The following is a 21,374-nucleotide window of genomic DNA, read 5'->3' on the forward strand; positions in this document are numbered from 1 at the left end:
TCTCATGACAAGTCCCATCAATCGTCTTTCCAGGCGTGTCTCGATGGCGCTCGGCATCGGTCGACAGACGGCGGACACAGATGAGAGCCAGCCGACTCCGACGCTCCAGGTTGTTCTGCCAGGTGGCGAAATTCGAGCAGATGTTCCGCTGATGCAGGCCTACGGGTTTGCCAGTCGGCCAGTGCCCGGTAGCGACATCGTGGTAGGCTTTCTTGCCGGAGACAGGACGCGTGGCGTGGCGATCGCCTGCGGCGACCAGAGAGGGCGTCCGGATTATCTGGAGCCCGGGGAAGTCGCAGTTTATCATCCTAAAACCGGTTCATGCGTCTATTTCAGAAGCGACGGATCCATGGCGCTCCGTCCTAATAATAAAAAACTCGAGATCGATGCTGACATCACCGTCAACGGTTCGCTTGAAGCGACAGGCGACGTGACGGCCGGCAGCATCTCACTCGAAAGCCACAAGCATACCGGCGTCAAGGCGGGCTCGGATGAGACCGGCGCCCCAACATCCTGAGGTCTGAATGGACATAGCTATTGTCTGGAACGTCGCGGAAGCCCGCGGCGAATGGCCGATTGTGTCCGGTGATCTGGGTCTCGACAATCCTTTGCGGTCCGCTGTCATGGTCAGTCTCTTTTCTGACCGCGTCGCGCCAGAGGAGCCATCTCTTCAGGATAGCGCTGTCGGGATCCAGCCCCCCGGGAACGCTGCTACCAGCGGAAAGAACGACCGGCGAGGCTGGTGGGGCGATGCATACAACGATTTTCCAATCGGTTCGCGGCTCTGGCAATTGCGGCGCGCCATAAAAGTGGGTGAAAAAGCTGTCCTGATTGAACTTGAGGCGATCGTTCGTGAAGCTCTGAATTGGCTTATCAGTGACGGGATTGCGGCCCGCATTGATGTCACGACGGCGTGGAGCGTGACGTCGGCATCAACGGCTGAATTCGCAATCTCAATTTACGAACCATCTGCCGCGCAACCGCAGGCATTTCTGTTTTCATGGGCATGGGAGGGGCTCTGATGCCTTATGCAAGACCAACCCTTACTGATTTACGCCAGCTGGTCGTGCAGGATATTCAGAATGGAGGCATTCCCGGTGTCGTAACGCTCATGCGTTTCTCAGTTCTGTGGGTGATTGCAATGGCGCAGGCTGGCCTCGCGCATCTGCATTATGGTTATCTCGACTGGATCTCGAAGCAGGCCGTCCCATGGACCGCAACCGATGAAGATCTCGAGGCATGGGGCGCTCTCAAGTCGATTTACCGAAAAGAGGCCGCAAGAGCGACCGGCGCAATTGCTTTCACGATTTCGTCCGATGCGGATATCCCTGTGGGAACCGCCATAGTTGCTGGCGGCGTTGATGTCGTCACCACCGCTGACAGCGTGATTTCGGGCACCACGGCAACAGTGTCATGCGCAGCATCAGAAGCTGGCGCCTCGGGCAATGTTGCTCTCGGAGCAGTCGCCACTCTGTCCAGCCCGATAGCGGGTGTGCAGACCACAGGAACAGTGGCCATCGCTTTTACCGGCGGCGCTGATGACGAAGAAGATGATAATCTCCGTGACCGGATTATGGCTGCATATGCCAAGGGAGGTGAGAATGGCTCTTCTGCTGACTATGTGTCATGGGCAGAAGCGGTCTCAGGAGTAACGAGGGCCTGGGTCAACCCTCTGGGCGCTGGCGCCGGAACGGTTGTCGTCTATGTCATGCTGGACAGTGCCCGGTCTGCAGATAGTGGATTCCCGCAGGGAACGGATGGCGCCGCGTCTGCTGAAAGCCGTTATCAGGCGGCGACAGGCGACCAGCTTCTCGTCGCAAATGCAATTTACACGAAACGGCCGGTCACCGCGCTCGTCATAGTCTGCTCCCCAGTCGCACAGACTGTGAATTTCGTGGTTTCTGATCTGGGAAATGACAATACCTCGGACAATCAGGCGTCAATAACAGCTGCATTGCAGGATATGTTCAGACGTCTTTCTGCTCCAGGAGGAACAATTCACCCAAATTACTGGAATGAGGCAATCGCGGCGATTGGCCTGGACCAGTTCAATGTGACATCGCCATCAGTCCCGGTATCTGCCTCGTCAACTGGATCAATGCCAGTCTTGGGAACCATAGAGTTTGCGTCATGACGGTCCAGGTCTTTCTGGCTGAGTCGTTCGCCAAGGCATTGTCGTCACTGCTGCCTGGTGGCCGTATCTGGTCACGTGAACCCGATGATACTCCCTCTCTTCTGGCCTTGGCTCTCGGGCAGGTTTATGAGCGCCATAGTGCGAGATCTCTGAACCTTCTGACCGATGCGTTTCCTGCTTCGACCACAGAGCTTCTTGATGAATGGCAGCAGAGCGTCGGGCTTCCCGATCCTTGCGCGGGCGACAATCCCACGCTGGCACAACAAAGATCCCAGATTGTCGCCAGGCTGACGGACAATGGTGGCTCATCAAAGCAGTATTTCATCAGCCTTGCGGCGGCACTCGGTTACACGATCTCGATTGACGAGTTCGCGCCCTCGCGTTTCGGCCGGAAATTTGGTGGAAAATTCGGCGATGATGACTGGGCCTGCGCGTGGCGGGTCAATATGCCGACATTCACGGTAACAAATCTGAAATTTGGTGATCTGTTCGGAAAGTCTTTCGCCTCATGGGGCGACACGGTTCTCCAGTGTGAACTGGAACGAATCAAGCCTGCCCATACAGTCCTCATCTTCAACTATGAGAGTTAAGTAATGGATTTACTGATTGCGACGGGGTCAGTCCCGCTGGAGCAACGCGACATCGCGCCAACGAGTGGCACGCCACAATGGGCGACGGATGGTAACCCAGCCACTGGCGTTCCTGCAACCAATTGGCCGGCATGGATGTTCAACATGCTGCTGGCGGAGATGATCAATGTTGTCGATCAAGCGGGATTGCCCAGATCACTGACCGACTGGACGCAGCTCTATCAGGCGATCAATAAAATTGTCGGGCCTGGCAGGCTCATAAACCGTCAGGCTTTCACGTCATCAGCCAATTATATTCCCGCTTCAGGTGCGACCCTTGCCAGGGTTCGCGGGTGTGGCGCTGGTGGCCCCGGTGGATATGCCTATCCAAATCCGACGAGCGGAAGCGTTTCGGCAGGGGGTGGAGGTGGAGCTGGCGCAGAGTGCGATATTTGGATCAGTTTGAGTGGGATAACATCTGTCCCCGTAACTATCGGATCCCCGGCAGCAGCGATCGCATCGGATGCGCAAAATACGGGGGGTGATAGTATGTTTGGAAACTACGTGACACTCAAGGCTGGGCAAGGAGGCGCTGCAGGAATTTCCAGCTCGTCCTCCAGTTCTAGCGTAACGTCTGGAGCGAAGGGTGGTGATTATATTGGTGGCACAGCCTCGTTGCTGCTTACCAGCTCGATCTTAAAAAAGGGAGCCTCTGGGCCGGTTGGGCTTGCTGTCAATGGGACTGCTGTTCCCGGATTTGGCGCCAGTGCAACATTCGGATCCCCGGGCGCTCCGGGCGGTGATGGTGCAGTAAACTTTGGTGCAGGCGGCGGCGGTGGGCAGAGTCTGTCACCGGGTGGAAGTCTGGGCGGTATAGGTGGCGGAGCTGTATTCTATGTGGAGGAATACGCATGACCATTCAGAATTACGCCGTGTATCGGACATCTGTGTCTGGTTCTGAAGCGGCTGGATATGTCGTCAATGCAATCGTATGGGATGGCGTCACATCTTACAGCCCCGGTGATGGATTGGCGCTTGTTGCTGATCCTGACGGGAAATATCCGGTCGGCAGCACCTATGCAGCCTCTACCTCCTAAAACACCCTGCCACTGAGCAGGGTTTTTTTATGCCTGGAATTCTGAATGTCTGATGTTTCCTCAGAAATCTCGTTTGACCGAGAGCTCGGACGTCTGGAGGGGCGCGTCGCTTCTCTGGAAACGACGGTCGAGAGTCTTGAACGCACCGTTGCGCGGCTCGAAAAATATGCAAGCAGTTTTATGAATATGCTGGAATTTTCAGCAAAGTTCATAAAGTTTATCTGGTGGGCAATATCGGTAATCGGGATCGATGCTCTTGTCAGGGTCATAACTGCAGCAGTTCATTTGTGGGGATTGTCATGAGCGGTCTGAATATTTCACAGTTCAAGCGAGAAATAGTGACTCCGGTAGTCGGGATGTTGAATCTACCGGGTGATGGTCTGGCGAGGATCCAGCTTCATACGGGCATAGATCTTGCGGAAAGTGGCCTTGCGTCTCTGAGGCAAAGCGGCGGTGGACCAGCTTTAGGAATCGGTCAAATGGAGGAGGATACCCATAATGATATCTGGAAAACCTTTCTTTCCTCCAGACCTGCACTCGCGCAAATTGTGCGCGGCTTTATGCCAGCACGGTTCAATCCGAATGGTGTCGACGCAGCGGGTGCTCTGGTGGAGAGCCTGACTTACTCAGTTGCTATGAGTTGCATGCGTTTTTATCGCTCAAGCGTCCTCTTGCCACCGCGCAACAGCGCTATTGCGCAGTGTCACGCGTGGAAGATGGGATATAACACTCCTTCAGGCGCTGGACGGGTTGACGCCGAGCATATTGCTTTATTTAGCCAGGCAATCGCGGCATGACACTCGCGGCACTACCGGACGGGTTCGTTCCCTCGGATATGAGGACGTATGACCCGGATCAGTCTGTCGCCGCGCCTTTTGGCGTTAACAGGTTCCTGGGAGGTGTCGGACAGGACGCATGTTCCTGCTCCCCTCATCGCATGCCAGCGAAATCATCTGCAGATATTATCGATTATACACTCGATCTTTCGACGTGGCTTGCAAGCACAAACGACACAATCGTCACAGTAACGCCAATTATTCAGACATTACTTGGGATCTCCTATGATCTGGCTGCGATTATGGGAGGCGTCGTTGATAATTATCAGGCAGTCATCATCTTTGCGGCTGGTCCGCCAAATTATTTAGTCGCGGTCAGTTACAAAATTGTTACGGCCAGAGGATTGGTCCGCGTCGTACCGTTTATCGTGCCTATCAATGACATCACCAGCGCGACGGATCCGCCAGCGCCAGACGCCATATCATACGCTGTCACCATGGACAGTTCGGCAATCACGCTTAATTCCTCAGCAGTCACGCTGGGCGCCAAAATATCCTGAAAATAACGAGGTCTCTCATGAGCGGAACAACAACTTCCGGCAGCACAGTCATGTCTGGTGGCATTCTGGTTAATATCACGCCAGTTACCGGCGGTGGAGAACTGGAGGCCAACGGTAGTGCTGCTCTCGTCGATGCGAGCGGTCATACTGTCGCAGTTGGTGGACAGGATTACCGTGTCGGCGATGTGCTGGACGCCTTGGTCGATGGCGCCTTCGTGTCGGGTTCGTCCGGTACGGACATCTCCGGCCAGCCGGTTCTGTTCAACGGCGCGACCACGACCGTCAGCAAAGCGCTGGCGGCAGCGGCAGAGAGTGGTGGCAGCGACGTGACACCCACCGTGCTCGCTGCGGGAAACAGCTTCCAGCCGCGCTCGATCATCAGCACCGCGCTGAACAGCAGCAATTACCAGACCGCCCTGCTGCGCCAGTCTCCGCCCGCGTCTGGCGATGTGTCCGCTGCTACGGCAACGCACATCGTCACAATTGATCCCTCGACCCTCAAGCAGAATTTCTACGGACCAGGCGGCGCGCTGACCGGTGGCGCTGCTTACGCAATCATGAATTACATGACGCGGGACCAGCGGCATCAGTTTTTCACGATGCTCAAAAATGACGGTTTCCGCTCTATTCGTATTGCCATCGGCGGAAACGATTTCGATTACCGTCCATACTGGACGCCATGGGACAGCGGCGTATTCGATGTCTCCAGTGATTTTCAGGATGTGATTCCCTGCCTCCTTGAATGGCTGGCGGTGGATCCGTCGCTGCGCTGCATGGCGACGCCCTGGTCTCCCCCCGCCTCCCTGAAAGACTCTGGCGTTCTGAAGGGCGGAAGCTTCATTTCCAGCGCGGCGAATTACCAGACTTACGCGGCCATGCTCTGTCAGTGGTGTGTCTTCTACGCCTCTCTAGGCATTCCTGTTTACTACGTTGGTATTGGCAATGAGCCACAACAGAAAACAGCCGAGTATCCAAAATGCGGTATGTCCACTGCGGACACTGCCGGGATTGGTGCAGCGCTTGAAGCTCTCCTTGCTAAGGCCACGTTCGCCAATGGCATCACGCCGAAAGTGACATCATCTGACACGTCATGGGGGTCGGCGCGGACATGGCTGCCGGGCGACCTCGCGACCGGTGCGTTCGGCGCAATGGCATTCCATTGGTACAACGGGAATCCTGGCAACATTTCCTCCTACACCACACAGTATCCGAATGTGGATGTGCTGTGCTCTGAAGCGATGCTCATGAGCGGCAGCCCCGGCCTACAGACGCAGATTACGCAGCTGATCGGCGATTACTGCACATGGATGATGAGCCTCGGCGCAAAAGCCATCATGATGTGGAATATCATCCTGGATCAGACGAACAGCCCCGCCAACGGAAATACTGGCGTGAACGACGGCGGGAACTGGTCGGGTTGGTACGGGGCTTCCCTACACGTCAACAACACGACCGGCGTCGTCACACCGTCGGCTGATTATTATGTGATGGCCCATCTCGGGCGCATGTCCGGCCCAAACCGGAAAATCTGCGGCTTCACCGCTTTCGGGCAGGGTAAAGGGGCGACCGATCTCGTCGTGCAGGCGACCTATGACACCGTGACCGGTGAACGCGGTGTGTTCCTATGGAATCCGACCTCACTGGATATGCGGGTAATCATCAAGGACGCCGTTACCGGTAATGGCTACCCGGTGATCGTTCAGGCCAACTCCATCCGCACTGAACTGTATTCCGGCGCTGATATCGTCTCCGCCTCTTCGAATTTCCTCGCGGCGGCCCTTTCGGATCTGCCGGCAGCTCTGGCCGCGCCTGGCCTGACACTGACGGCAGGCGACAGTCAGCTCGCAGTCGGGATCACCCCGGCTAGCGGCACCACGCCGCAGGCTTATGCGGTCTATTGGGGATATTCAGCCACCGCGTTGCAGCGCGCCGCGATCGTGACGGCCAACGGCACGAACGTCGTCAATTTCACACTGAACACCGCATCATGCGGTCGCTCCGACACGAACGGCATCGTCAATGGCACACCCGTTTATGTGACGGTTTCCGCGATCAACGCCCAGAACGTCGAGGGCGCTCAGTCGGCCTCGCAGTCGGCAACGCCGGTTGCTGGGGGCACCACAACGAACCCGACGAAATATTCTGTCGGCCTGTCGTCTTCGTCCGTCGTCTCTGGCGGCACAACAACCGTCACCTTCACTCTGGATGCTGCCGCCACGAGTGCTGTCACGATCACCCCGAGCGACAAGAGCGCTGGCGGAACGTGGGATAACGGCACGCTGACGATCGCTGTCGGTTCAACGTCCACCAGCACGACCTACACGGCAGGCTCGACTGCGGGGACTGTCACACTGACAGGCACGAACACCAGTAGTCTGACGGCTGGAACGGCAACTCTGACCGTATCTGCTCAGGCCACGGCCCCCGGTGCGCCTACACTCACCCTCAAGGCGGGAGACAGCCAGATCGCGGCAACCGTTGCGGCCCCGGCCAGCAATGGCGGATCCGCGATCACAGGCTATCCGATCGTGGTCAATGACGCGACGACACCAGTCACCACACTGACGGCGCCGGGAACCTACACGATCACTGGCCTCACGAACGGGACGTCCGCTACTGTGAAAGCCGGAGCTACGAATAGCGTGGGAACGACGTATTCGGCTGACCAGAGCGCGACACCGGTTGCAGCACCGGCGGCCACATCACTGCTTCAGACCTATATGACCTCGGGTGTATCGGCCCCATCGGTCGCATCGAAAATAGACCTGTCATCCGGTCTGGTTGAGATGATGCTGCATGCAAACCTCAGCACCATCTCACCGTCAGGCAATGTCACCCTGATCGGCTGCACGGACGCCTACAAAGTCACCGCGATGCAGACTGCATCCAAGTCGCTTTGCGCTCTGGTTCTCGGGACTGGAACGACCGGCCCTCTCGGTCTTGTAGTTTCTGACGGTTCAAAAACGAACTACACATGGCCCGCCTCCGGGTTCGGATGTACTGACCTCGGCATTGCTGCGGGTGCCGATTTCTATCTGTTGAGTGCGATCAACACCAGTTCGGCAGCCGTTACTGACAAATTTGGCAATTCGGTTCCGGCAAAATCGTGGACAGCCTATACTAGCACGGATGGCGTCACATGGACGCAGAAGGCGACCACGGCCATAACGACTGGTCTGATTTCTGCAGCGTCGATATCAGCCCCATATTGTGTTGGCATCGGCAACGGCATCACCAATCCCAATAAATACTATCAGGCGGCGATGTATTGCGGAACGACCGAGGTGTTCAACGTCGATTTCACGGATCAGACGGTTGGTGCTGCAACAGTCACGGATGCAGAGAGTAATGTGTGGACGATGAATACTGGTTCCACAATCGTGGCGGCGTCCTGAGCGGAGAAATAGTCCTCACTGGCTGCGACCAGCGAGGACCAACCTCACTCTGGCACAAGCAATACTGGTAAATAAATGGACATTATTTCTGAAACGCTGACGTGGCTTTCTGCGTCCTACCCCGATCTCGCGGCCACACTCGCGGCTTCGGTGTCGTTTGCGATTGCGTCGTGCGCACTGACTCTCCGGTTCTGGCGTCCGCCGCATCCGGGTAGCCACTGGGTGATCGTTTACACGGTCGTCTCTGCGATTGCTCAGGCGCGGGGTTGGGCCGCGAATGCCTACCAGCCCGGCAAGAAGGCAGTCATGGTTCCGGCTGATGCTCCGCGCGCCGAGGTTGCTGCGAAACTGGGCGTGCATCCGGATGATACGAGGCCGGGAAAGCCGCCGGCAGCCTGAGTTCAAGCATCCTGCCGGATAGCCACCGGCCACTGATCCCACCACAGCCCGCCATCGAGCGGGCTTTTTTTATGCCCGGAGCAATCCAATGAAAAACATCTCCCGTCGCAATCTCCTGCGCTCGTCCGCCCTCGGTCTGGCCGGGGCCACTCTCGCAGCCTGTACTGTCTCCACGTCTAGCGGTGTCACCACTGTCACGCTCGACGTGACGAAAATCAAAAACTACGGGCAGGCCGGGCTCAATGCCGCCGCCGCTGTCATCGCGTTTTCGGCGCAGTTCCCGGCGATCTCTGCCTATGTCCCGGCCATTCAGGCCGCCGAGGTTGCCCTGTCCGGTGCGCTGACGGCGTTCTCGACCGCTGCCGGGTCCACGCTGACGATCAGCTACGACAACACTGACTGGAAAACCCGCGTCGATAGCGTGCTGTCTGACCTGTCCACAGTGGCCAGCGCGATTGAGTCCGCGATCTCGGGTGCCGGGTCGGCACTGTCTGCATCCGTACTGTCTGACGCCAAGACGGCCCTGTCCGCGCTGGAGACTGTTATCTCCGTATTCAAGGGCCTCCTTGGTGTGTCTGCCGTCCGGTCCAGCACCGGCATGACCGAGGCTCAGGCTCTGGCTGCTCTCGGCGTGTGATCGTCGCATTCATTCTCGCCTTCCTCGTCGGTTTCTGGACCGGCGGGGTCTGCGTGGCTCTTGTTTTTGCTCTCCACTGGAAGCTCACCCTGTGAAAAATCGTCTCCTGTTCATCCTCAAGAGCCGTGAGGGCGATTGGGGCTATTCCGGCGCGCGCGAATCCGGACTGTCCAATTCTGTCCGCTTCGTGGTGGACATGCTCCGCGATAACGGCATCGAGGCCAAGGCGGTCGAAGTCCCGGACAACAATGCGATCGACCGGGATGTCGCGGCCTATCGGCCAACGCATGTCATCATCGAGGCGTTCTGGGTCGTGCCGGAAAAGTTCGACGTTCTGAAACCGCTCCATCCGGGCGTGCAGTGGATCGTGCGGAATCATTCAGAAACGCCATTTGCAGCGAATGAAGGCTGCATCTTCGGCTGGACCGTCGAGTATCTGCGCAGGGGCGTCGAGGTCATGTGCAATGCGCCGCGTGCGGTACAGGACATGGCGATTGTGGCGATGGCCGCTCGCGTCGATACGTCTCTCGTGACCTATGGCCCGAACGTCTACCCGGTCCCGCGTCTGTGCGACATTCAGCCTCATGAACGCCGGTCGGACGTTGTGAATATCGGCTGTTTCGGTGCGATCCGTCCACTCAAGAACCACATGACGCAGGCGTTGGCCGCCATTGCTTTCGCCCGGACCATCGGCGCGAAACTGCGGTTTCATGTCAACGCCACGCGCATCGAGGGCGGTGGCAACTCCATCCTGAAGAACCTGCGGGAGCTGTTCGGGCGGCTGGACTGCGCGGACCTGGTCGAGCATGGCTGGATGCCGCACGCCGAATTTCTCTCTGTCCTGCGCGGCATCGACATTCTCGTGCAGGCGTCCCTGACCGAGACGTTCAACATCGTGGCCGCCGATGCGATGGCCGCCAGCGTGCCGGTGCTGGCGTCAGACGAAATCCCGTGGCTCGGACATTACGCCGAGCGTGATCCTCTCAGTGCTGCGGATATGGCGTCCGGCCTGCTGACGATCTGGCAGGAGGATGACCGGACACGTCTGGCCCGGCTGCTCAGGCAGCGACGGGACATGGAGCGGTATTGCTCGGTCTCGGCGCTGACGTGGGTGAGGAGGTTTGGAGCATGATCCGGAAACTCGGCAAACTCGCTCCGAAACGCGATCCGCGCACGTTCCGCATGTCTGCGCCACTGGCCAGTGTTCTGCCGGTCATTCCACCCTCAACGAACTGGGCTCCGAACGTGTCCTGGCCGATGTGGTGCAACGATCGATACGGCTGCTGCACGCAGGTCTCCGTTGCGTCGGCAATCCGGACGTGGACCGGTGCAGCTCAGGCTCCGGTCCTGCTGACTGACGACCAGGTTCTAGCGAATTACTCCGCCGTCACGTCGCCGCCGTTCGATCCGGATCAGCCGGCCACGGACCGTGGCGCTGTTGAACTGGACGTGCTGAACCGCTGGGTCCGCTACGGCCTCGCGATGCCCGGCACTCAACCGGGCCGATCGTATCTCTCAGGATATGGAGCTATCGATCCTCGCAGCCGACAGTCAATCCAACGCGCGATTGCATTTCTCGGCGGCGTTTATATCGGCCTGTCTCTGCCAGAATGGTGTTGCGCGACCGATGACGACTGGGCTTATGACCCGAGCCGCGACAATTCCATCGCGGGCGGCCATGCCGTCTGGCTGCATGGCTACGATGCTGACTGGCTTTATCTCAACACATGGGGGCAGCGTCGCCGCCTATCGTGGGAGTTTCTGGCACAGTTCTGCGATGAAGCGTATGGGCTCGTGTCGCGGCAGCACTGGTCTGACATTCATGGTGTCAGCCCGCGCGGCGAGGCGCTCGATGCGCTGGTTGCCGAGATGAAGGCCGCGTCCAATGCCTGATCTTTTCACGCACTGGTGGTTCTGGGCCGGGATCGCCGCTTCATCGCTGGCTGCTTCGTTTGGGCTGGCATTGGCTATGTTGCGGGCGAAGAGGAAGGCTGATCCGTTTGGGTGAACCGTTGGGAATTACGCAATAGTTCGAACTTGTAAGAAATGCTGATGAGTTGATGGGGCCTGCAAATAGCGTTGACATTTACCGCCTGTACCGGTTACGCACCGGGTGTTACAAGGTGGTATTCCACATGGCGCCTCGAACGCTTTGTGGTCGAAAAGGTCGGGTTCCAGCCCGGCCTTTTTTTGTCGATTCAACATACTATCAATCGGTGGCCATGGCACATGCCGGGCGTCTGTTGCGATCCGGGGCGGTCACGTCGTGCGGGTGACGTATTCCGGGCCGAGCGCGACGCTGGAGGATAGGGATGGAGCGTGTGCCGGGGTGGTTAGGGGGTGTGTTGCTCGTGATCTTCACTAGCGGCAGAGGGAGTGATCCGTCTGGCCAAGATTGAGGGGGAGAAATTATAGATGTTCAAATGAACATCTACGCAGCCTGTGGATAAACCAAATTTCTCTGGAATATCAATGGCGTCCCGTACGGGATTCGAACCCGTGTTACCGCCGTGAAAGGGCGGTGTCCTAGGCCTCTAGACGAACGGGACAGAGGCGAGGGCGTAATTAGGCGAGAGAAGGAAGGGCGTCAAGCGCGATAGGAAAGAAAAAATAAAATTCTATATTCCAAGGCGCTCAGCCCTGGGTGCTGACGCGCGCAGCAGGCCCGAAAGCAGAGCTGGTGACGTGCAGGGCTGATGGCGGAACGCCTTTCTTGATCAGGGCATCCGTCAGGGTTCGGCCACGCAAGAGACCAAGCTCGACAGCCTGAGTCTGGTCTGCCGGTGACAGGGACACTGTTTCACCGCTGCAGTGCAGAAACAATGTCCCGCCACGCCGCGCATTGACGAGTTTGTTCAGTGCGCCGTCCTGCGCCGGCTTGAGTTGGTCCGAACCCGGGAGGAAGCCGATCAATGTGCCGTCCTTGGGAGCGATGTCGTAATCAGGACGAATCGGCTCCATCATGGTCGCATCTCGCGGCGGCGAGAAACCCGGAATAGAAGGGGCGGCGGGCGGAGCAGCAGGGATTGGCGGCAGGGGTTGGGTGACAGATGTCGCGACAACGGCCCCGTCTCCGCGAAATTCGGGCATGGCCATCTCTGCTTCCGGCACCGCCGTGGAGGTGTTCGGCTTCGATGCGGAGGCAGGAGAGGGGGGGGGGCGGATGGTGTCCCGGTTGGTGCGGAAGAAGAGTCGGCCGCATCCAGAATGGCGCCCATCCCTCCCGCAGGAACGGGTGTGGAAGTCGCGGTCTGGGGGGAGGTTGAAGCTGGAGCCTGCGCTGTGCCTTTGGCCTCTCCTTGAGCCGTGGAGGCTGGCTTTGCACTGGGTGGCGGAGGAATAACAGGCGTCAGGGTGCCATTCTGCGCCACTGTGCGCATGGTCAGATTGCGGGAGGCGATCAGATTGTTGGTGATCGACTGACGCAATTCTGGAGAGGGCAGTTCCGGCGGTGTGGTCGGCGTCAGCCCGACACGGGGATAGGCCTCGAATTGCCCTGGCGCCGGGGGGCGTTGCTGGGCAATGACGCCGCCTTCATGCTGGTGGTACCAGTCAACCGTGGTGTCGACCAGATCGCGATGCTGGCAGCCAGCCAGAAGCGCACAGGAAAACGGCAGGACGATCCTGAAGAAGCTTCGGCGCACAGCCGACTGGAACGGAAAAACTGTCATTGGACTAATCTTAATCGTTTCGGGTTTCTCTGGCGAGAGCCACTGTCGTGAAAGCGATGTTGCTCTGTGCCTCTTGGCATTGCCAGCGGGGCAGCGCAGAATAAGAAGAATGAGACCACTTTACCGAACCAAGGAGGCCGACCTGATGGGCGCCAATCGCATGCTGGACGATGTCACCAGAGGGCGGATCAGACTCGACGACGAGGATCCGAACGGCCCTGACATTCCTGCTCCCGAAGGGCCGGAGCAGTCGGAACCCGATGACAACAAGACACTTTCCTCGCCGATCAGTGAGCTGGAAACCAGGCTTTTCGATCAGCGCAAGATTCTGATCTTCGGCGGGATCAATGACAAGATCGCTCGTGATGTGACCGGTCGTCTTCTGGCTCTTGCCGGCGCGTCCGACAAGCCGATCGATGTCTACGTCAACTCGCCCGGTGGTCATGTGGAAAGTGGCGACACGATTCACGACATGATTCGCTTTGTCGATTCCATCGCTCCGATCAACATGATCGGCACAGGATGGGTCGCCTCGGCTGGCGCGCTGATTTTCGCCGCCGGGCACAAGGATCGTCGATTCTGTCTGCCCAACACGCGCTTCCTTCTGCATCAGCCGATGGGTGGTGTGCGTGGGCCGGCGACCGATATCGACATTGAAGCCCGTGAGATCATCAAGATGCGTGAGCGTCTGAATCATCTGTTCGCGCGTGAGACAGGCCAGTCTTACGAAAAGGTCTGCAAGGACACAGACCGTAACTACTGGATGTCGGCTGAAGAGGCGATTTCCTATGGTCTCGTGACCAGGATCATTTCCAAGCCGTCGGACATCCACTAACCGCGTGCTGTTCCGTGCTGCGCGCACGGGAAGAGATCCATCATCAGATATGGCGCGTCACCTTTACGGGGATGCGCCATTTCCCAACGTGGGTACGTGGAAATGACTGCACTTGCCGATATCTACACCAGACTCCCTGACAGCATTGATGACCTGCCCTCTCCGCCGAGCGCAGAGGCTGTAGAGCAGGCCGATTACCGCGCCCGTCACTGGAGTTCCTCCATCCCCGGTCCACTCAGGCCTGGCTCACCGGAGCACAAGCGGGCGATGGCGGATATGTTCCGGGAAACCTTCAATCCCTATCGTCCGTCCGTCATCGACTGGCCCAAGCTCGAGCCGGATGCGCTGAAACGTGTGACGTCCCTGCCGATCTGGGACATCGCCGTGCAGACGGAAGGCAAGGCGCGCCTTCGCATGGCGGCCTATGCCCGGATGATTGACGATCCTGACATAAAGGACGCGATTTCCCGCAATGCGTGGGAAGAAAACCGGCACAAGGAAGTCCTCACCAGGCTTGTTGAAGCCTACGGAATCGAGATGGCGCCTGAGCCGCCTTATATCGAGCCAACAGACGTCGAATGGGCTTACCTTGTCACCGGGTTCTCTGAATGTGTGGACAGCTTCTTTGCGTTCGGCATGTTTCGGGTGGCCCAGACATCGGGGTTCTTCCCGGCTGAACTGATCGAGACCTTCGAGCCGGTGATGCAGGAGGAGTGCCGCCACATCCTGCTGTTCGCCAACTGGCTGGCCTGGTATCGCGCGGTCATGCCGGCATGGAAGCGTCCCTGGTTCGAGATGAAGGTGCTCGCTGTCTGGGGCTTCCTGATTTATGAGCGTCTGGGACTTGTGCGTTCGGTTGATGCTGATGGCGAAGAGCACGCGCAGGACAACAATTTCACAGTGACCGGCACGAAAGACATGACCAGTCAGGATATTACGCTGGCGGACTTCATGCAGCTTTGCCTGACCGAAAATGCCAGACGTTTTTCGGGTTATGATCCCCGACTGCTCAGGCCAAGACTGGCTCCCAATATCGCAAGGACAATTCTGTTTGTGCTGCGTCTGCTCGGCCGTAAACCGCATGAACTGAAGGCTGGTGCTGCTGTGGCCGCCTGAAGGGTGTTTTCAGGAAGCCGGGCGTGGTTTTCAGCGTCCCGGCATCTTGTGTGTCATACGTTTTTTCGATGGGAGCCGCAGTTTGCTAACTGCGGCTCCCATTGGTTTATGGCGTGATTTTTCGATCGATAAGCGACGCAAACGGGTATTACGCTCTACCCCGCAATGCGCTGGCGGCTGCTGTTGCGACATCGTGGCGCAGTCTGACGATGGCCTTCCCGTTGGCGTCCAGAGGATGCACGCGATTGGTCAGAATCAGCACAAAAGCAGCGCTGGTGGCGTCCATCCAGAGAGAGGTGCCGGTGTATCCGGTGTGACCAAAGGAACCGACAGGAAAAACATCGCCTCGTGGTGTGGAGTAGTGTGTCGCGATGTCCCAGCCCAGCCCGCGTTTATCCGTTGCGCCGGGTGACTGGGGAGACGTCATGAGACGCAACGTTTCTGTACGGAGCGGATAATTGCTGGTTTTTCCCGCAAGACGGTCAAGAAGACTGGCAGCATAGAGCGCCATATCATGAGCGTCTGAAAACAGGCCGGCATGTCCGGCGACACCGCCCATGCGTCGGGCTGTGGGGTCATGCACGACGCCACGCAGCGGGACGCGATTCTCATCATATTGCGTCGGCGCGATGACTGGCCGCAGGGACTCTGCCGGCAGGAACCCGGATTCCTGCATGCCGATCGGTTGAAGGATATGACGTGCGGCGTAGACATTAATAGGTAACTGACTGAACTGTTCGACCAGTAAACCCAGAACAATGAAATTGATGTCGCTATAGACAAAATGCCGCCCGGCCGGACCCTGAGGCGTGACGGCCATGGCTCTGCGAACGGCCTCGTCTTTGCCGGTCCATGGCGTGGACAGATCGAGATCCGGAGCAAGGCCGGAATAGTGGGTCAGCAGATGACGGATGGTGATTGCGGCTTTTCCGTTTTGTGCGAATTCCGGCAGATAACGGGCAGCGGGATCATCGAGTTGGAACGCTCCCTGTTCCCAGAACTGCATGAGCGCCGGTGCTGTGATGGTCGCCTTGGTGAGGGAGGCCATATCGAACCGCGTATCCCATGACATGGGCTCAGGAGTGGGGACAAGCGCTCTATGCCCCATGACAGCACGGTGAAGGATGAGATCACCCTGTCCGATAACGGCGACAGCCCCGGGAATTTCTCCGCGTTTGACTGCGCCGGACAGAAGGCGGTCGACTTCAGAAAAATCATATGAGGCTCGGCTGGCAGCACAGCCCGCCAGGTTCGCCGCGCCGGGAATCAATGCTCCCGATAAACATTTGAGAAACAGGCGTCTGCTCATGGCTGGTTGTCTCAGGCCGAAAATTGTTCAGCAATAATGCGCTCTGACAGGGATTGTCCGGGGTCAAACAGCAGAGTGACCGAGCGATTACGGTTTTCCTGAATGGATACGGTTTTGACGTCGCGCACTTCAGTGAAGTCTGCGACGGCGGCAACCGGTCTCTTCTCCTGCTCAAGAATCGTAAAAGTCACCACTGCGTTTGATGGAAGCAGGGCGCCACGCCAGCGACGGGGACGAAAGGCGCTGATGGGAGTGAGTGGCAGAAGGTTGCCGGAAAGGGGAACAATGGGACCGTGTGCGGACAGATTATAAGCGGTTGATCCTGCGGGTGTTGCGACCAGAATGCCATCACAGATCAGTTCGGGCAGGCGTTCGCGTCCATCCACTTCGATCCGGATTTTTGCTGCCTGACGTGTTTCCCTGAATAAAAAGACGTCATTCAGGGCTTCAGCCTCATGAACGGAGCCGTCTGTGCAGACAGCTTTCATGTGCAGAGGATGAAGCTTGGCGCTCTGCGTCACAGCGAGACGTTCAAGCAGATCCTCCTCATCCAGTGGATTCATGAGAAATCCTACGGAGCCGCAGTTCATTCCGTAGACAGGAACGCTTTGGTCCATGACCAGGCGGAGAGTTTCAAGCATGAAGCCATCCCCGCCCAGACAGATGATGACCTCGGCCTCCTCCTGAGCACAATTGCCGTAACGACGGGAGAGTCGAAGTTTTTCTTCCTGAGCAGTCGCAGTGTCCGCTGCGACAAAGGCAAGACGTTCAGGGCGCGTGGCTGGTGGCCAGCAGGTCTCTGGAGAGTCTTCATCCATATATCTCTGGTCCGCGTCTTTCTGACAGTGAGCGTGGTCGTTGCCGCAAACTTATATGGGGCATGCATATAACGCCACGGGGAACAGCGAGATGACGTCCGGCGTGTCGGGAATAGTGGCGCAGGATGGGAAGAAAGTCGGCGGATTTCCGGTCTTTCCACCTTCAACCTCAAAGGCGAAGTTTTTTTGTTCGTCAGTAACCCGGCAAAATTTGCCGATATTAACTCCAGAGTAATGGCGCTTATGCACCATCGGGGCAGAGATACATCAGGAATCAAGTGATTCACGTGCAAGGTCCAATAAGACGCTCACCCGGAGTCCCATGCAGTTTAACTCATTGTTCGGAAAATAAGAATTGAAAGCGACACTTTCCGGCCTGAAGGCGCTCGGGCTGCCTCGCCTGATTGCTTTGGGGGCCGTTGGTCTCGGCATATTGGGTATGCTGGCTGTCTTTGCTTTTCATGGTGGTGGACAAGCTACTGCTTTGCTGTATCGGGATCTTGATCTGCATGAGGCTGCGCAGATGGCGGAAGATCTTGATAAAGCTCATATTTCCCACACGGTTTCTGCGTCGGGTGATGCGATTTATGTAGCTCCTGATCAGGTTGCTGCCGCACGTCTGCTTCTGGCTCGTGATTCCCTGCCGTCAGGAGGTTCTGTTGGATATGAGATTTTCGACCATTCCAATACGCTGACCACCACGGAATTCGAGCAGCATATTGATGAAACCCGCGCGCTTGAAGGGGAACTGGAAAGATCCATTCGCCTGATACACGGTGTGAGGAATGCCCGCGTTCATCTTGTGTTGCCGCATCGGGAGATGTTTTCGGCTGATCAGCAGGCGGCTCAGGCAAGCGTACTTCTGACGATGAGTGGAAGTCGTCCGGATACGGAAAGTGTTCAGGCCGTTCTCAATCTTGTGGCAGCCGCCACGCCGGGGCTTTCTCCTCAGAATATCTCGATTATCGATAATCGGGGCAATGTTCTGGCTCGACCGGGAGATCGCAATGGCCCGGCTGGTCTCGCTCAGAATATGGACGAGCAGCGACAGGCGATGGAAGCGAGGCTTTCGCAGACAGTTGAGGCTATGTTGGCGCCAACTCTGGGTGCTGCGCATGTGCGGGCGGAAGCTTCTGTGCTGATGAATCTTGATCGGGTGCATGAAACCCAGGAGAGTTATGATCCTGATCAGCAGGTTTTGCGCTCCCAGCAAAGCACAACTGACAAGTCAGTAAATACTGAAGGTCAGCAGAGCACGTCGGTGGCGAATAATCTTCCCAATGCGAATGCCGGACAGCCACGGGCTGGTAGTCAGGATGACAGGCGGGAAGAGACGAATAACTACGAGATCGGCAAGCGTGTTCGCACGATTGTTCAGGATCAGCCCCGTGTATCGCGTATCAGTCTAGCGGTCATGGTGGATGGGAAGATGAATAAAGGCGCTGACGGCAAAACCGACTGGGCTCCTCTGGATCAGGCTGAACTGGATAGAATCACGACGCTTGCCAAGACAGCTATCGGCTTTGATGAAAAGCGTGGTGACACAGTCAATGTTGTCTCAATGCGCTTTGCTTCGGACACCTCGGATCTGGCCAGTGCGCACGCAACATGGATGGGTTTGCCGATCGAAAAAGCAGATGCCATTCAGATGCTCCGCAGTCTGGCGCCGGGCCTCCTTATCTTTCTGGCTCTTGTTTTCTTCGTTAAGCCTCTCCTGAAAAAAGACACAGCGGGAGACGCTGGCGAAGATTTCCCATCCCTGCCGGCAACATTGCAGGATGATCAGGGGCGCTCCGTTACTCCTCTGACTGAAATGGAGGGTAGTGAACGCATGCAGGGCGCTTCCACGCAGCTTGCGCTGGAGGGGCCACGGGAGACTGGTCCTGACTTTATGAATCTTTCCGGGATTGAAGGACGACTCAAAGCATCGGCCATTCGTCACGTGCGGGAACTGGCATCTACCAATCCGGAAGAGAGTCTGAATGTTATCCGAAGCTGGCTTACGCCACAGCATGAAAGCTGAAATATGTTGGTAAAAACAGCTCTGACCGGCGTTCAGAAAGCGGCAATTCTCTTGTTGGCTTTGGGAGAAGAAAACGGCACTCAGCTTGTTTCTTCCATGCAGGAGCACGAGATTCGTGAAATTTCAGCTGCCATGGCGACAATAGGAGCTGTGTCAGCAGAAAAAGTAGAAGCTGTTTGTGCTGAATTCTCGGGATCATTTTCATCCGTAGATACCCTGGTTGGAACATACGATACAACAGAGAGAATTTTACGAAAGGCTCTCCCTGGAGATCGCGTGAATGCCATTATGGAGGAAATTCGTGGTCCTGCTGGGCGGACCATGTGGGACAAATTGGGAAATGTTCCGGAAAATATCCTGGCCAACTACCTTCGTAATGAATATCCCCAGACTGTAGCTGTTATCCTGAGTCGCCTCCAGGCCTCCCAGACAGCTCGTGTACTATCACTTTTCCCTGAGGATTTTACAGTCGATATCATGATGCGCATGCTGCACATGGAAAATGTTCAAAGAGACGTTATCGATAGTCTGGAAACGACCCTGCGATCGGAATTCATGGCAAGTCTCGCTCGCTCGTCCAAGCAGGACAGTCATGAACTTCTTGCCGAAGTCTTCAATAATTTTGATAGGCGCGTTGAAGGCCAGTTCATGAATGCCTTGGAGAAACGTAATATTGAAGATGCCGAGCGTGTTAAGGCTCTCATGTTCACATTTGAGGATCTGAAGCGTCTGCCGCGAGAGGCCATCATGAGAATCATGAGGGATATAGAACGAGAAAAACTTCCTCTGGCTCTCAAAGGCGCATCCGAAGACGTCAGAAGACTCTTTCTGTCATCCATGACGGCAAGAGCCGGAAAAATACTGGAAGATGAGATATCAGCAATGGGACCTGTCCGCATCAAGGATGTTGACGGTGCTCAATCAGAAATTGTCAATATTGCCAAGGGGCTCGCTAATCAGGGTGAGATAGATCTCAATCCTGGAAGTGATAATAATGAGATGTTGGCATGAACGCGTGTATCGTTCTTTCAGGCGAAAACAGATCAGGTATTCTGTTCGCTGAAGATTTCGATGCAGTCATTGAAAATGACAATGATTTTTCAGAAAATCATGAGGATTCCGTTTCGGAGGAGCCTGATCTGCCTCCAGTTTTGACATATTCACAGGAAGAGATGGATGCAGCGATTGAAAAATCGGTTTCTGATGCCATTGAAAAAACCAGATCTGAGATGGATATCTGCCATCAGAAAGAAATTCAAAAAATAGAAGAAGAAAACAAAGAGGGGTTGCATTCTCTTCTTGAATCAATAGACAAAAAAATAGAAATGTCATTGACGTTATATTCCACAAATCTATCCAAATCGATAGTGGAGGCTGTCGTTAGTGCGTTTCCTTCATGGGGTAATTCGCAAAAATATTTATGGTCTTCAAATGTATTGGAGAGCGTATTGCCGTTCTTTTCTGATAATTTTGATATTTCCATAAAAATTCATCCGGATTGTTGTAGTGAAATTAGAGAGATTTTTCCAGAAGAGAGTTTTGTAAAGAAATCATGGATAAAATTCATTGAGGATTCGAGTCTGAATCGAACGGATTTTGACATTCAATATGCAGATGGAAAAGTATTTCGTAATATAGATTTTATCGTTTCTAATATATTAACTGATTTGTTAAATTCTATGTCTCAAAGTCAGAAAGAGGAGGTTGCCAATGGTTAGTTCACCTTTGCAGGAAGATTTGATGCAGCAGGATGGCGTAACTGTGCCAACTGAAAATGAGTCGGAACATTCAATCGAAGCTGTTTACGACATTCCAGTTACGGTCAGTGCTGTATTGGGGCGAGCGACGATGCAGGTGAGCCAGTTATTGAAACTGGGACGGGGAGCTGTTGTCGAATTGGACAGAAAAGTCGGAGAGGCGATCGACATTTATGTCAATAATAGACTGATTGCGCGAGGAGAAATAGTAATGGTTGATGAAAGTCGTCTTGGGGTAACCATGACTGAAATTATCAAGTCTGAAAAAAATAATTAAG

The 21,374-nt window shown here is 56.1% G+C and carries 26 protein-coding genes and 1 tRNA gene; 21 read left to right on the forward strand and 6 right to left on the reverse strand.

Annotated features, from left to right (window positions below; genetic code table 11):
* Window positions 1–4 precede the first annotated feature (4 nt).
* The 15 genes from A0U92_RS03670 (at window position 5) to A0U92_RS18420 (ending at window position 11,575) form a co-directional block, all read left to right on the forward strand.
* On the forward strand, window positions 5–517 hold the full coding sequence (locus A0U92_RS03670; RefSeq protein ID WP_077812048.1) for a phage baseplate assembly protein: 513 nt from the start codon (window positions 5–7) through the stop codon (window positions 515–517).
* 7 nt (window positions 518–524) lie between these two features.
* Complete coding sequence (locus A0U92_RS03675; RefSeq protein ID WP_077812049.1) at window positions 525–1,022, forward strand: phage GP46 family protein; 498 nt, start codon at window positions 525–527, stop codon at window positions 1,020–1,022.
* On the forward strand, window positions 1,022–2,134 hold the full coding sequence (locus A0U92_RS03680; RefSeq protein WP_077814230.1) for a baseplate J/gp47 family protein: 1,113 nt from the start codon (window positions 1,022–1,024) through the stop codon (window positions 2,132–2,134). The genes A0U92_RS03675 and A0U92_RS03680 overlap by 1 nt, the downstream gene beginning before the upstream one ends.
* The gene (locus tag A0U92_RS03685) at window positions 2,131–2,724 is read left to right on the forward strand and encodes a YmfQ family protein (RefSeq protein WP_077812050.1); all 594 of its coding nucleotides are present in this window, start codon (window positions 2,131–2,133) and stop codon (window positions 2,722–2,724) included. The genes A0U92_RS03680 and A0U92_RS03685 overlap by 4 nt, the downstream gene beginning before the upstream one ends.
* A 3-nt stretch (window positions 2,725–2,727) precedes the next feature.
* The gene (locus A0U92_RS17680; protein WP_187668858.1) at window positions 2,728–3,618 is read left to right on the forward strand and encodes a hypothetical protein; all 891 of its coding nucleotides are present in this window, start codon (window positions 2,728–2,730) and stop codon (window positions 3,616–3,618) included.
* The gene (locus tag A0U92_RS03695; protein ID WP_077812051.1) at window positions 3,615–3,800 is read left to right on the forward strand and encodes a hypothetical protein; all 186 of its coding nucleotides are present in this window, start codon (window positions 3,615–3,617) and stop codon (window positions 3,798–3,800) included. Before A0U92_RS17680 ends, A0U92_RS03695 begins: the two co-directional genes overlap by 4 nt.
* Before the next feature lie 45 nt (window positions 3,801–3,845).
* A complete protein-coding gene (locus A0U92_RS03700) occupies window positions 3,846–4,103 on the forward strand; it encodes a hypothetical protein (RefSeq protein WP_077812052.1) in 258 nt (85 codons plus the stop codon).
* Complete coding sequence (locus A0U92_RS03705) at window positions 4,100–4,597, forward strand: hypothetical protein (protein WP_077812053.1); 498 nt, start codon at window positions 4,100–4,102, stop codon at window positions 4,595–4,597. The genes A0U92_RS03700 and A0U92_RS03705 overlap by 4 nt, the downstream gene beginning before the upstream one ends.
* Before the next feature lie 140 nt (window positions 4,598–4,737).
* Window positions 4,738–5,136 carry a phage fiber-tail adaptor protein gene (locus A0U92_RS03710; RefSeq protein ID WP_149026373.1) on the forward strand — a complete coding sequence of 133 codons (399 nt, stop codon included), beginning with the start codon at window positions 4,738–4,740 and terminating at the stop codon, window positions 5,134–5,136.
* A 17-nt stretch (window positions 5,137–5,153) separates the two neighbouring features.
* Window positions 5,154–8,531: a hypothetical protein gene (locus A0U92_RS03715; RefSeq protein WP_077812055.1), complete on the forward strand. Its 3,378-nt coding sequence runs from the start codon at window positions 5,154–5,156 to the stop codon at window positions 8,529–8,531.
* 75 nt (window positions 8,532–8,606) lie between these two features.
* Window positions 8,607–8,930, forward strand: coding sequence for a hypothetical protein (locus A0U92_RS03720; protein ID WP_077812056.1), 324 nt, complete (start codon window positions 8,607–8,609; stop codon window positions 8,928–8,930).
* Between the two features lie 88 nt (window positions 8,931–9,018).
* A complete protein-coding gene (locus tag A0U92_RS03725) occupies window positions 9,019–9,567 on the forward strand; it encodes a hypothetical protein (RefSeq protein WP_077812057.1) in 549 nt (182 codons plus the stop codon).
* Between the two features lie 91 nt (window positions 9,568–9,658).
* Window positions 9,659–10,699, forward strand: a complete 1,041-nt coding sequence (locus tag A0U92_RS03730) for a glycosyltransferase (protein ID WP_077812058.1) — start codon at window positions 9,659–9,661, stop codon at window positions 10,697–10,699.
* A complete protein-coding gene (locus tag A0U92_RS03735) occupies window positions 10,696–11,460 on the forward strand; it encodes a C1 family peptidase (protein WP_077812059.1) in 765 nt (254 codons plus the stop codon). Before A0U92_RS03730 ends, A0U92_RS03735 begins: the two co-directional genes overlap by 4 nt.
* The gene (locus A0U92_RS18420) at window positions 11,453–11,575 is read left to right on the forward strand and encodes a hypothetical protein (RefSeq protein ID WP_257788156.1); all 123 of its coding nucleotides are present in this window, start codon (window positions 11,453–11,455) and stop codon (window positions 11,573–11,575) included. The genes A0U92_RS03735 and A0U92_RS18420 overlap by 8 nt, the downstream gene beginning before the upstream one ends.
* Window positions 11,576–11,586: 11 nt before the next feature.
* Here the strand turns inward: A0U92_RS18420 and A0U92_RS18610 are convergent, their stop codons facing one another.
* From A0U92_RS18610 to A0U92_RS03745, 4 genes are all read right to left on the reverse strand, one after another.
* On the reverse strand, window positions 11,587–11,772 hold the full coding sequence (locus A0U92_RS18610; protein ID WP_408736109.1) for a DUF6422 family protein: 186 nt from the start codon (window positions 11,770–11,772) through the stop codon (window positions 11,587–11,589).
* A gap of 268 nt (window positions 11,773–12,040) precedes the next feature.
* Window positions 12,041–12,116: transfer RNA gene (locus tag A0U92_RS03740), tRNA-Glu, on the reverse strand.
* Window positions 12,117–12,201: 85 nt separating this feature from the next.
* Window positions 12,202–12,531, reverse strand: coding sequence for an OmpA family protein (locus A0U92_RS18195; protein ID WP_236748261.1), 330 nt, complete (start codon window positions 12,529–12,531; stop codon window positions 12,202–12,204).
* A complete protein-coding gene (locus A0U92_RS03745) occupies window positions 12,528–13,238 on the reverse strand; it encodes a hypothetical protein (protein WP_236748262.1) in 711 nt (236 codons plus the stop codon). Before A0U92_RS03745 ends, A0U92_RS18195 begins: the two co-directional genes overlap by 4 nt.
* A gap of 145 nt (window positions 13,239–13,383) precedes the next feature.
* On the opposite strand from A0U92_RS03745, the gene A0U92_RS03750 reads away from it, so the two are divergent.
* Window positions 13,384–14,073: an ATP-dependent Clp protease proteolytic subunit gene (locus A0U92_RS03750; protein WP_187668859.1), complete on the forward strand. Its 690-nt coding sequence runs from the start codon at window positions 13,384–13,386 to the stop codon at window positions 14,071–14,073.
* A gap of 102 nt (window positions 14,074–14,175) precedes the next feature.
* Window positions 14,176–15,189 (forward strand): ferritin-like domain-containing protein, encoded by a 1,014-nt coding sequence (locus A0U92_RS03755; RefSeq protein ID WP_077812060.1) that lies wholly within the window; start codon window positions 14,176–14,178, stop codon window positions 15,187–15,189.
* 148 nt (window positions 15,190–15,337) lie between these two features.
* Here the strand turns inward: A0U92_RS03755 and A0U92_RS03760 are convergent, their stop codons facing one another.
* Window positions 15,338–16,498, reverse strand: coding sequence for a serine hydrolase domain-containing protein (locus A0U92_RS03760; RefSeq protein ID WP_077812061.1), 1,161 nt, complete (start codon window positions 16,496–16,498; stop codon window positions 15,338–15,340).
* Between the two features lie 11 nt (window positions 16,499–16,509).
* Window positions 16,510–17,316, reverse strand: a complete 807-nt coding sequence (locus tag A0U92_RS03765) for an NAD kinase (RefSeq protein ID WP_077812062.1) — start codon at window positions 17,314–17,316, stop codon at window positions 16,510–16,512.
* Window positions 17,317–17,671: 355 nt separating this feature from the next.
* Between A0U92_RS03765 and fliF the strand changes: the two genes are divergently transcribed.
* Genes fliF through fliN form a run of 4 tightly spaced genes read left to right on the forward strand, consistent with a single transcriptional unit; the run spans window position 17,672 to window position 21,373 of the window.
* A complete protein-coding gene (gene fliF / locus A0U92_RS03770) occupies window positions 17,672–19,339 on the forward strand; it encodes a flagellar basal-body MS-ring/collar protein FliF (protein WP_077812063.1) in 1,668 nt (555 codons plus the stop codon).
* A 3-nt stretch (window positions 19,340–19,342) separates the two neighbouring features.
* Window positions 19,343–20,350 carry a flagellar motor switch protein FliG gene (gene fliG, locus A0U92_RS03775; protein WP_077812064.1) on the forward strand — a complete coding sequence of 336 codons (1,008 nt, stop codon included), beginning with the start codon at window positions 19,343–19,345 and terminating at the stop codon, window positions 20,348–20,350.
* Window positions 20,347–21,057, forward strand: coding sequence for a FliH/SctL family protein (locus A0U92_RS03780; RefSeq protein ID WP_077812065.1), 711 nt, complete (start codon window positions 20,347–20,349; stop codon window positions 21,055–21,057). Before fliG ends, A0U92_RS03780 begins: the two co-directional genes overlap by 4 nt.
* Before the next feature lie 22 nt (window positions 21,058–21,079).
* The gene (gene fliN / locus A0U92_RS03785; RefSeq protein ID WP_236748338.1) at window positions 21,080–21,373 is read left to right on the forward strand and encodes a flagellar motor switch protein FliN; all 294 of its coding nucleotides are present in this window, start codon (window positions 21,080–21,082) and stop codon (window positions 21,371–21,373) included.
* Window position 21,374: the final 1 nt, after the last annotated feature.

This window comes from Acetobacter aceti (assembly GCF_002005445.1).
GTDB lineage: Bacteria > Pseudomonadota > Alphaproteobacteria > Acetobacterales > Acetobacteraceae > Acetobacter > Acetobacter aceti_B.